The sequence below is a fragment of the Streptomyces sp. NRRL S-495 genome (genome assembly GCF_000966955.1).
Taxonomy (GTDB): Bacteria; Actinomycetota; Actinomycetes; order Streptomycetales; family Streptomycetaceae; genus Kitasatospora; species Kitasatospora purpeofusca.
In genome coordinates this window covers 1-8,338 of sequence record NZ_JZWY01000967.1, presented here as the reverse complement: position 1 = coordinate 8,338, position 8,338 = coordinate 1, and the positions used below count along the sequence as shown (strand labels likewise).

Here is an 8,338-nt window from a genome sequence, read left to right as displayed (position 1 = left end):
GCGGGGGCGGCGGGGGCGGCGGGAAATCCGGGAGACCGGCGGGCGGGCACTCACTACCCTGACCGGCATGTCCACGGAATCCGCGCTGTCCCCAGCCCCGGCCGCACTGCGGCTCGAACCGGTCACCCCGCACAACATCGACGCCGCGCTGGAGCTGAAGGTCCGCCCGGACCAGGAGCGCTTCGTCTCCCCGGTGGTCAAGTCGCTGGCCGAGGCGTACGCGCACGGCGCGAGCGCCTGGCCGAGGCTGGTCTACGACGGCGACCGGCCGGTCGGCTTCGTGATGGCCTTCTTCGACATCACCTTCTACCCGGACCGGCCGGGTGACCTGCCGCGCTCGGGCCTCTGGCGCCTCAACATCGCCGCCGGCACCCAGGGCAAGGGCTACGGCCGCTTCGCCGTGGAGCAGGTCGCCGCGGAGATCCGCCGGCGAGGTGGCGGCCGGGTCACGGTCACCTATGTGCCGGGGGAGGACGGTCCGGCGGGGTTCTACGAGCGCCTCGGCTTCCGCCCGACCGGCGAGTTCAGCGGGGACCAGGCCGTCGCGGAGCTGGACCTGTCCTGAACGGACGCGGGCGGGCGACCCGGCCGCCGCCGGGTCGCCCGCCCTTTGACCGAACCGGGGACCGGGTCAGCCGACCAGCAGGAACTTGGTGGTCGGCACGCCCCGGATGGAGGCGCAGTCCAGGTTCGAGGTGGTGGTGCTGTAGGTGAAGCCGCGGGGGACGTCGCAGGCCCAGAGGCCGTTGTACGGGGTGCGGAGGTGGAAGGTGGTGGCCTGGACGCCCTGCGTCAGGCTGCACCCGGAGGTGTAGCTGACGTAGTCGTAGGTGAAGGCGGGGGTGCCCATGCAGGCGGTGAGGCCGTCGTACGGGACGCGGAGGTGGTAGGCGTTGGAGGTCACGCCGGACTGCTGGCTGCAGGCGCTGCCCCAGCTGATGTAGTCGTAGACGAAGCCCGGCGCGCTCATGCAGGCGGTCAGGCCGTCGACCGGCGTGCGCAGGTGGAACTGCGGCGAGTTCCAGGTCCCGCCGCCGCTACAGCTGCGGTTCATCGACACCTGGTCGTAGACGTAGCCGGACGGGACCGAGCAGGCCCAGGCGCCGTCCAGTCCCGTGGTGGTGGCGGAGGCGGTGCTCGCGGTCGCGGCGCCGGAGAGCATCAGCGCCAGGGCGGCGAGGGCCGCGAGCAGCGCGTTCCGGACGGTTCGTGCGGTTCGTGCGACGGACATGGTTCTCCTTCGGTGGAGGAGTGGCCGGTGGGTGCACGGTGCAGGCGGCGATGAGCGCGGGTGAGCGTTCACTGCCGTCGACGGTTTCTAGCACGCACGGCGGGCCGCCATCCCGATGATCCGTTCGAGTTGATCGCTCCGCCGCCCGCCGTCTAATCGCCTCCGCACGATTCCTCCGGTCCGGCTCGGCCGATCACCGCCACCACCCCTGCCGCAGTCGGCCCAGCGCCCCCGGTAGGGTCGGTCGCCGTGACCACCGCCGAGCCCGCATTCCTCACCGCCGCACGGACGTTCTACGACGCCATCGCCGCCGACTACGCCGACCGCTATCGCGACGCGCTGGCCGTGATGCCCTGGGACCGCGCCCTGCTGGGCGTGCTCGCCGAACTGGTGACCACGGCCGGCGGCGGCCGGGTCGCCGACCTCGGCTGCGGTCCGGGCCGGATCACCGGCCACCTGGCGGACCTCGGTCTGGACGTCTCCGGCCTCGACCTCTCCCCGCGCATGGTCGAACTGGCCCGTGCCACCCACCCCGCGATCCCCTTCGAGACCGGGTCCCTGCTCGATCTGCCCTACCGCGACGGCGAGTTGGCCGGCGCCGTCGCCTGGTACTCGATCATCCACACCCCGGCCGGAGAACTCCCGCGGGTGTTCGCGGAGTTCCGCCGCGTCCTGGCCCCCGGCGCCCCGCTCCTGCTGGCCTTCCAGGTGGGCGACGACGTCCTGCGGCTCGACCGCCCCTTCGGCCGTCCCGTCGCCCTGGACTTCCGCCGGGGTCGGCCGGAGCGGATCGAGGCCCTGGCCGAGGCGGCGGGTCTGAAGGTCACCACCCGCCTGGTCCGCGAACCGGAACCCGACGAGCGCACCCCGCAGGCGTACCTGCTGGCCCACCGGGCGGCGTAGCGGGCGCCCGGGCCGCTGCCCGGGGGTCGGGGGGTGTGCCGCGCGACAGGAAGCCCGGCATGCCATGATCCCTGCATGGGTTCCAACGTTTTCTTCGACATCACCATCAACGACGAGCCGGCCGGCCGGATCGTCTTCACGCTCTTCGACGACGTCGTCCCGAAGACCGCGCAGAACTTCCGCGAGCTCGCCACCGGCCAGCACGGCTTCGGCTACGAGGGCTCGTCGTTCCACCGCGTCATCCCGGGCTTCATGCTCCAGGGCGGTGACTTCACCCGCGGTGACGGCACCGGCGGCAAGAGCATCTTCGGCGAGAAGTTCGCGGACGAGAACTTCAAGCTCAAGCACACCAAGCCGGGCCAGCTCTCGATGGCCAACGCGGGCCGCAACACCAACGGCTCGCAGTTCTTCATCACCACCATCGTCACCGACTGGCTGGACGGCAAGCACGTCGTCTTCGGCGAGGTCGTCGAGGGCCTGGACCTGGTGCAGAAGATCGAGGGCCTCGGCTCGCAGAGCGGCCGCACCAAGGCCAAGGTCACCATCGCCAAGTCCGGCATCGTGGAGTAAGGGCTCGCCCCTTTCCCCGCACTCGGACGCGGCCCGCACCTCGAGCGGGCCGCGTCCGCGCGTTTTCGGCCCCGGCCCGACTCGACCCGGCCCGACTGCCTCCCGCTCCGGCGCGGTGCTCAGAGCGCCGCCGCGACCGCCGCCGCGACGAACAGCACCTGCAGCGCGGTGCGCGCGGGCAGTGGGGTGACGGGCTTCCCGGCGAGGGTGCCGCCGGTGCGGGCGGCGTGCACATTGGCGGGGAACATCGCGAGCATCAGCAGGGCGAGTCCGGCGGCGGCGTACGGGGCGAGCGGCGGGACGAGGAGCCCGGCGGCCCCGGCCAGTTCGAGGACGCCGGTGAGCGTGATGAGCAGTTCGGGGCGGGGGAGTACCGGCGGGACCATCGCGACGAAGTCGCGCCGGAAGCCGGGCAGGAAGTGCGGCACGCCGGTGGTGACGAACATCAGGGCGAGGGCGCCGCGAACGGCCGGCTGCCAGGCGTCGAGGGTGTCGACGGCGAGGAGTCCGAGCAGGCGGAGGACGGCGAAGCCGCCGAGGAGGGCGATGAGCGGGGCCATGGTGGACTCTCCAAGCTTGTCACCGGTCAATCTTGTCACTGGAAAGATTGGCCCGGACGAGCAAACTTGTCAATGCCTAGATATGCTCTGAGGGTCGCCGACGAGAGGGAAGTGCCATGGGCAGGGCCGAGAGCTACCACCACGGAAATCTGCGGCGGGCCGTGCTGGACGCCGCGATCGCGGCGATCACGGAGTCCGGGCCGTCCGGCTGGAGCCTGCGGGAGCTGGCACGCCGGGCGGAGGTGTCGCACGCGGCGCCGGCGCACCACTTCGGCGACAAGGCGGGAGTACTGACCGCGGTGGCGGCGGAGGGCTTCGAGCTGTTCGCGGACGCGCTGGAGCGGGCCGCGGGGGATCCGTACGGGTCGGGGGTGGCCTACGTGCGGTTCGCGGTGGACCACCGGGCGTACTTCGAAGTGATGTTCCGGCCGGAGCTGTACCGGGCTGACGACCCGGAGATGGCGATGGCCCGCGAGCGCGCGGGGGCGGTGCTCGCGGCGAGCGGCCGCGTGCTGTCCCGGGGGGAGCGGCCCGACCGGGCGACGACCATCGCCGCCTGGTCGCTGGCGCACGGCTTCGCGAGCCTCTGGCTGAACGGCGCCCTGCCGGAGAGCAGGACCGGGGCGGACGTCGAGGAACTGGCCCGGGAGGTGCTGCGGGTGGTGTTCGGCGGATCGGAGTAGGAAGTCGGCCGGACCGACTTCCTACTCCGGGAGAAGGCTCAGCGGACCTCGACGGTGACCGACTCGATGACCACGGGCTCCACCGGACGGTCTCCCGGGCCGGTCACGGTGGCGGCGATGGAATCCACCACCTTCTGGCCGGCCGGGTCCGCGACCTCCCCGAAGATGGTGTGCTTCCGGTTGAGGTGCGGGGTCGCCCGGGTGGTGATGAAGAACTGCGAACCATTGGTGTTCGGGCCCGCGTTGGCCATCGCCAGGAGGTAGGGCCTGGTGAAGAAGAGCTCGGGGTGGAACTCGTCGGCGAACTCGTAGCCGGGGCCGCCCGTACCGTCCCCCAGCGGGTCCCCGCCCTGGATCATGAAGTTGGGAATGACCCGGTGGAAGGTCGTCCCGTCGTACAGCGGAGCCGTCCTGACCTCCCCGGTCACGGGGTCGGTCCACTCCCGCCGCCCCTCGGCCAACTCCACGAAGTTGCGCACGGTCTTCGGAGTGTGGAACTGGAACAGCTTGACGGTGATGTCGCCGTGGTTGGTCTTGAGGACGGCGTAGTACTGCGAGCCCATGGACTGAAGAAACCTTTCAACGAATCAACCGAACCCGCCCGATCCTCCCACGCCGCCCCGTCCCCGAACCGGGCGGAGCGAGGGCGGTGACCGGCGGGGCTCCACGAGGGGAAACAGATGGCACTCTCCTACGACTTCCAGCTCGCCGCCGCCCTGACTGTCCCCGAGGCGGGGCGGCGGATTCTCGGGATCGCCCGCGACCTCGGTGTTTTCGCCCCCTCCGAGAGCGTCGGGCGGTTGCTGGGGGACGGGGCGGTGACGGCGCGGGGCACCTGGGTCCGTGCGGTACCGGCGGGGCGGCTCCCGTGGGGGGACCCGCTGATCGGTGGTGCCGCCTTCGCCCCGACGGTCTCCGTGGCCTTCCGGCTGGACAAGGACGCCGACATCTCCGAGCAGCAGGACGACATGGTGCGGGTGGTGGCGGGCGTGCTGTCGGCGGTGCCGGGGGACGCCGCGCTCCACCTCGACTTCGAGGATGTCTGGCTGCTGCGGCTGGGCGGCGAGTTGACGCTGAGCGAGCGTTCCGACGTGTGGCCGGCGGAGCGGCTGGCGGCGGTGCCGCCGCCGTTCGGCCGCCGTACCCACGAGTTCGACTTCGGGGACTGACCGACCGGCTGCGGGGCGTTGTTCGGATCACGTCCGCCGGGCTTCGGGAGTCACTCGGACGGGTGGGGGCGGCGGTGGCTGCGGCGTGGCCGTCGGGGAGTCGGGCGTGTGCGCGGTACGCCTTTGCTGCACACGCTCCCGCACGGAATCGGGTACCCCATGACTCTCCGCCGTCTGGTGCAGGCCGCTCTGGTCCTCGCCCTGGCCTGCCCGCTCGCTCCTGCCGCCCCCGCGCTGGCCGCCGCCCCGGCCGTCCGGGCGGTTGTCCAACCCCCGCTCCCCGTCCAGGACTTCCCGGAGCAGGTCGAACGGGCCTGCCGGATCTGGGAGGGTATCGAGTGGCCCACCAGCCCCCGCCCGGTCGACTTCCGGATTCCCGGCCCGGAGTACATCCGGGGCAGCAACCCGTACGGCAACCGCAGCGGGGACCTTCCGGCGGGCGGCGCGTACCACGAGTACGACGTCAACCCCCGTCCGGCGCCGAAGACCCACCGGGACGCCGAGCGCCTGGTCCGCGACGAGCGCACCGCGCAGACCTGGTACACCGACGACCACTACGCCAACTTCCGTGAGATCTCCGAAGGCTGCTGACGTGCCCGTAGTGCCCGAACCCCCGCTCGGTCCGGCCCGGTGGGACCTCCTGCCGGGCCGGACCTGGGCGGGCTTCGCCGCCGCCCCGGACCGGCTCCGCCTCGTCCGGGGCGCGAACTGCCGTACCAGGACGGCCCTGTTCGCCGAGTGGGCGCGGGCGCTCTCGTTCCCCGGTTACTTCGGCCACAACTGGGACGCCTTCGAGGAGTGCCTCAACGACGCGCTCCTCCCGCCCGGCGCCGAGCCGGCCGAGTCGGTCGAGCCGGCCGGGTCGGCCGCACCCCGCCTGCTCGTCCTCGTCGCGGACGCCGACGCCCTCCTGGCGGACGAGCCGCCCGCCCAACTCGCACTGCTCCTCAGCATCCTGGACGCGGCCGCCGACCGCTCCCTCCGCGTCCTCTTCCTCGCGGACCCGCCCGGGGCCGAGGCCGCCGAGGCCCGTCTCCGCGCGGCCGGCCGGACCGCCTGAGCCGCTCAGCCCCGGTCGGTCACCACCGGCCGCTGCTGGCGCAGCGAGACCCGGTTGCCGTCCGGGTCCCGGGCCTCGATGCGGAAGCCGAACGGGTACTCCTCGGGCTCGTGCCGGTCGAACTCCACCCCGCGCTCGCGCCAGATCCCGACATCCTTCTTCAGGTCGTCCGACTCCAGGATGATCGGACCGGGCGCGGACACCCCCTCCGCCTGCGGCGGCTGCCCGGCGGCCGGGGCGTGCGACCAGAGGATGATCTCGAACGGGTGCCCCTCGGCGCCCACCGTGAGGAAGCGGCCGTCCGGGCCGGGGTAGTCGACGCGCTTCTCCAGCCCCAGCTGTTCGGTGTAGAACCGCAGCGCGCGGTCCTGGTCGGTGACGTAGACCGTGACGTACATGACCCTGGTGAGCATGGTGCTGTCCTCTCCGTCCGGCGGCCCGGTGGTGCCGCTCCGCCTCCCTGACGGATCACGGTGGCCCGGTTGTGACGGCCGGGGGCGAAAATCTTCCGCACCGGAAGTCGACCCGTCCGACTTCCCACTCCGCACCCGGCCGCCGCGCCGCTCCGTCCGCGACGCCACGTCACCGTCCGACTACTTTGGGCCGCACCGGCGGGGTCGCGCAGGGTCGCCCCGCTCCGGCCGAAAGGAATGTGGACGCATGAAGCAGCGACGCACGGCAACCGTTCTCGGGGCCTGGCTGGCCGCCGCCGCCCTCGCCGTGGCGGTCCCGAACACCGCGTACGCGGCCCACGGGATCCTGATCATCGACGGTGCCGCGTACCAGGATCCGCGCGGGTGCCTCCCGCTCGGCGACTTCGTCCAGCCTCTGGTCACCAACTACACGGACTCGGTGGTCCAGGTCCGGGCCGGGACGAGCTGCGAGGGCGCGGTCGAGAAGTTCGTCGTCCCCGGCGAGTCCTACGCGGCGCTGGGCGGCCGCAGCGTCCTCGTTCCCTGACATGCCCGCCCTCGCGCGGGAAGTCGGCCCCTCCGACTTCCTGCGCCCCGGGCCGTCGCACCGCAGGTCGGCCCAGGTGGCCGCCCGGGCCGCCGAGGTCCCCCGAACGACCTAGGTCCGAGGTCCGATGGCCGGAAGCACCGGGTCCGCTTGGATGGTGGCCATGGACGAACCCACGCGGAACGCGGAGATCCCGACCGACGAGCAGGTGGCGGCGTACCTCGCCCGGATCGGCGCCGAGCGGCCCGCCCGCGCCGGGGCCGCCGAGCTGGCGCGGCTCCAGGAGGCGCACCTGGACGCCGTCCCGTTCGAGAATCTGAGCATCCACCTCGGCGAGCCCGTCGTGCTCGAACCGGAGGCGCTGCTGGAGAAGGTCGTGGGGCGCAGGCGCGGTGGGTTCTGCTACGAACTCAACGGCGCCTTCGCCGCGTTGCTGCGGGCCCTCGGCTACCGCGTCGAGCTGCTCGCCGCCCGGGTCTTCGACGGGGCCGAGCCAGGCGGACGGCGCCGCCTGGCTGGTGGACGTCGGCTTCGGCAAGTTCGCCCGCCGGCCGCTGCGCCTCGACGAGCGCGGCCGGCAGCATGACCCGGCGGGAGTCTTCACCATCGCCCCGAGCGCCGACACCCCGAGCGCTGACATCCGGAGCTCCGGCGCCGCCGGTGACCTGGACGTCGCCCTCGACGGCGCGCCGCAGTACCGCCTGGACCCCCGCCCGTACCGGCTGGCCGACTTCGCCCCGACCTGCTGGTGGCAGACCACGTCCCCCGACTCTCACTTCACCCGCGCGACCACGTGCTCCCGCCCCACCCCGGACGGCGGCCGGACCACCCTCACCAGCACCCGCGCCACCGGCGGCACCCGGCTCCTGCGCACCGCCCCCGACGGCACCCGCACCGAGGAACTCCTCGACGCCGACGCGGCCCTGAGCGCCTACCGCACCCACTTCGGCCTCGTCCTGGACCGCCTCCCGACCGCGCCCTGAACGGCCCTGCGGAACGCCGCCGGCTCCGTCGGCACCACCTCGACGAACTCGTCGCGGTCGTGCGCGATCCGGTCGGTCGGGGCGGCGTGTCCGGACGTCCGTGGGCGCGGACGGCATCGTGTGCACGCGCAGAATAGCCGCGCATCGCCCGCTCCGGGAGGATTCGCCGGAATCGTTCGCCGTGGCCGACCGGGCGCCGTAAGCTGCGCGGGCGTGGTC

12 protein-coding genes and 1 pseudogene are annotated in these 8,338 nt (G+C 72.8%); 9 read left to right on the top strand and 4 right to left on the bottom strand.

Annotated features, from left to right (window positions below; translation table 11 throughout):
- The first annotated feature begins 67 nt into the window (after nt 1–67).
- Nucleotides 68–565 carry a GNAT family N-acetyltransferase gene (locus tag VR45_RS37240; protein WP_045944366.1) on the top strand — a complete coding sequence of 166 codons (498 nt, stop codon included), beginning with the start codon at nt 68–70 and terminating at the stop codon, nt 563–565.
- A 66-nt stretch (nt 566–631) separates the two neighbouring features.
- Here VR45_RS37240 and VR45_RS46370 read toward each other — a convergent pair whose 3' ends face one another.
- Nucleotides 632–1,231, bottom strand: a complete 600-nt coding sequence (locus VR45_RS46370) for a hypothetical protein (RefSeq protein ID WP_052709673.1) — start codon at nt 1,229–1,231, stop codon at nt 632–634.
- Between the two features lie 249 nt (nt 1,232–1,480).
- Between VR45_RS46370 and VR45_RS37230 the strand changes: the two genes are divergently transcribed.
- Both VR45_RS37230 and VR45_RS37225 read left to right on the top strand, forming a co-directional pair.
- Nucleotides 1,481–2,134: a class I SAM-dependent methyltransferase gene (locus tag VR45_RS37230; RefSeq protein ID WP_045944365.1), complete on the top strand. Its 654-nt coding sequence runs from the start codon at nt 1,481–1,483 to the stop codon at nt 2,132–2,134.
- A gap of 75 nt (nt 2,135–2,209) precedes the next feature.
- Complete coding sequence (locus VR45_RS37225) at nt 2,210–2,704, top strand: peptidylprolyl isomerase (protein WP_045944364.1); 495 nt, start codon at nt 2,210–2,212, stop codon at nt 2,702–2,704.
- A 119-nt stretch (nt 2,705–2,823) separates the two neighbouring features.
- Here VR45_RS37225 and VR45_RS37220 read toward each other — a convergent pair whose 3' ends face one another.
- Complete coding sequence (locus tag VR45_RS37220) at nt 2,824–3,264, bottom strand: DoxX family protein (RefSeq protein WP_045944363.1); 441 nt, start codon at nt 3,262–3,264, stop codon at nt 2,824–2,826.
- Between the two features lie 116 nt (nt 3,265–3,380).
- On the opposite strand from VR45_RS37220, the gene VR45_RS37215 reads away from it, so the two are divergent.
- On the top strand, nt 3,381–3,947 hold the full coding sequence (locus VR45_RS37215) for a TetR-like C-terminal domain-containing protein (protein ID WP_045944362.1): 567 nt from the start codon (nt 3,381–3,383) through the stop codon (nt 3,945–3,947).
- 38 nt (nt 3,948–3,985) lie between these two features.
- Here VR45_RS37215 and VR45_RS37210 read toward each other — a convergent pair whose 3' ends face one another.
- The gene (locus tag VR45_RS37210; RefSeq protein ID WP_045944361.1) at nt 3,986–4,510 is read right to left on the bottom strand and encodes a peptidylprolyl isomerase; all 525 of its coding nucleotides are present in this window, start codon (nt 4,508–4,510) and stop codon (nt 3,986–3,988) included.
- A gap of 117 nt (nt 4,511–4,627) precedes the next feature.
- Between VR45_RS37210 and VR45_RS43075 the strand changes: the two genes are divergently transcribed.
- The 3 genes from VR45_RS43075 (at nt 4,628) to VR45_RS43070 (ending at nt 6,176) form a co-directional block, all read left to right on the top strand.
- Complete coding sequence (locus VR45_RS43075) at nt 4,628–5,116, top strand: SitI3 family protein (protein WP_052709672.1); 489 nt, start codon at nt 4,628–4,630, stop codon at nt 5,114–5,116.
- A gap of 159 nt (nt 5,117–5,275) precedes the next feature.
- Nucleotides 5,276–5,707: a ribonuclease domain-containing protein gene (locus tag VR45_RS37200; protein ID WP_045944360.1), complete on the top strand. Its 432-nt coding sequence runs from the start codon at nt 5,276–5,278 to the stop codon at nt 5,705–5,707.
- Between the two features lies 1 nt (nt 5,708).
- Nucleotides 5,709–6,176, top strand: coding sequence for a barstar family protein (locus tag VR45_RS43070; protein WP_159394500.1), 468 nt, complete (start codon nt 5,709–5,711; stop codon nt 6,174–6,176).
- A 5-nt stretch (nt 6,177–6,181) separates the two neighbouring features.
- Here the strand turns inward: VR45_RS43070 and VR45_RS37190 are convergent, their stop codons facing one another.
- Nucleotides 6,182–6,589, bottom strand: a complete 408-nt coding sequence (locus tag VR45_RS37190) for a VOC family protein (RefSeq protein ID WP_045944359.1) — start codon at nt 6,587–6,589, stop codon at nt 6,182–6,184.
- Between the two features lie 247 nt (nt 6,590–6,836).
- On the opposite strand from VR45_RS37190, the gene VR45_RS37185 reads away from it, so the two are divergent.
- Nucleotides 6,837–7,136 (top strand): hypothetical protein, encoded by a 300-nt coding sequence (locus tag VR45_RS37185; RefSeq protein ID WP_045944358.1) that lies wholly within the window; start codon nt 6,837–6,839, stop codon nt 7,134–7,136.
- 163 nt (nt 7,137–7,299) lie between these two features.
- Nucleotides 7,300–8,119: pseudogene (locus VR45_RS37180) on the top strand (arylamine N-acetyltransferase).
- Nucleotides 8,120–8,338: the final 219 nt, after the last annotated feature.

What these genes read in the sequence shown, in the direction of transcription:
- VR45_RS37225 (WP_045944364.1), top strand. Translation starts at nt 2,210, where the DNA reads ATGGGTTCCAACGTTTTCTTCGACATCACCATCAACGACGAGCCGGCC.
- VR45_RS37200 (WP_045944360.1), top strand. Translation starts at nt 5,276, where the DNA reads ATGACTCTCCGCCGTCTGGTGCAGGCCGCTCTGGTCCTCGCCCTGGCC.
- VR45_RS37220 (WP_045944363.1), bottom strand. Translation starts at nt 3,264, where the DNA reads ATGGCCCCGCTCATCGCCCTCCTCGGCGGCTTCGCCGTCCTCCGCCTG.
- VR45_RS37240 (WP_045944366.1), top strand. Translation starts at nt 68, where the DNA reads ATGTCCACGGAATCCGCGCTGTCCCCAGCCCCGGCCGCACTGCGGCTC.
- VR45_RS46370 (WP_052709673.1), bottom strand. Translation starts at nt 1,231, where the DNA reads ATGTCCGTCGCACGAACCGCACGAACCGTCCGGAACGCGCTGCTCGCG.
- VR45_RS37215 (WP_045944362.1), top strand. Translation starts at nt 3,381, where the DNA reads ATGGGCAGGGCCGAGAGCTACCACCACGGAAATCTGCGGCGGGCCGTG.
- VR45_RS37210 (WP_045944361.1), bottom strand. Translation starts at nt 4,510, where the DNA reads ATGGGCTCGCAGTACTACGCCGTCCTCAAGACCAACCACGGCGACATC.
- VR45_RS43075 (WP_052709672.1), top strand. Translation starts at nt 4,628, where the DNA reads ATGGCACTCTCCTACGACTTCCAGCTCGCCGCCGCCCTGACTGTCCCC.
- VR45_RS37185 (WP_045944358.1), top strand. Translation starts at nt 6,837, where the DNA reads ATGAAGCAGCGACGCACGGCAACCGTTCTCGGGGCCTGGCTGGCCGCC.
- VR45_RS37190 (WP_045944359.1), bottom strand. Translation starts at nt 6,589, where the DNA reads ATGCTCACCAGGGTCATGTACGTCACGGTCTACGTCACCGACCAGGAC.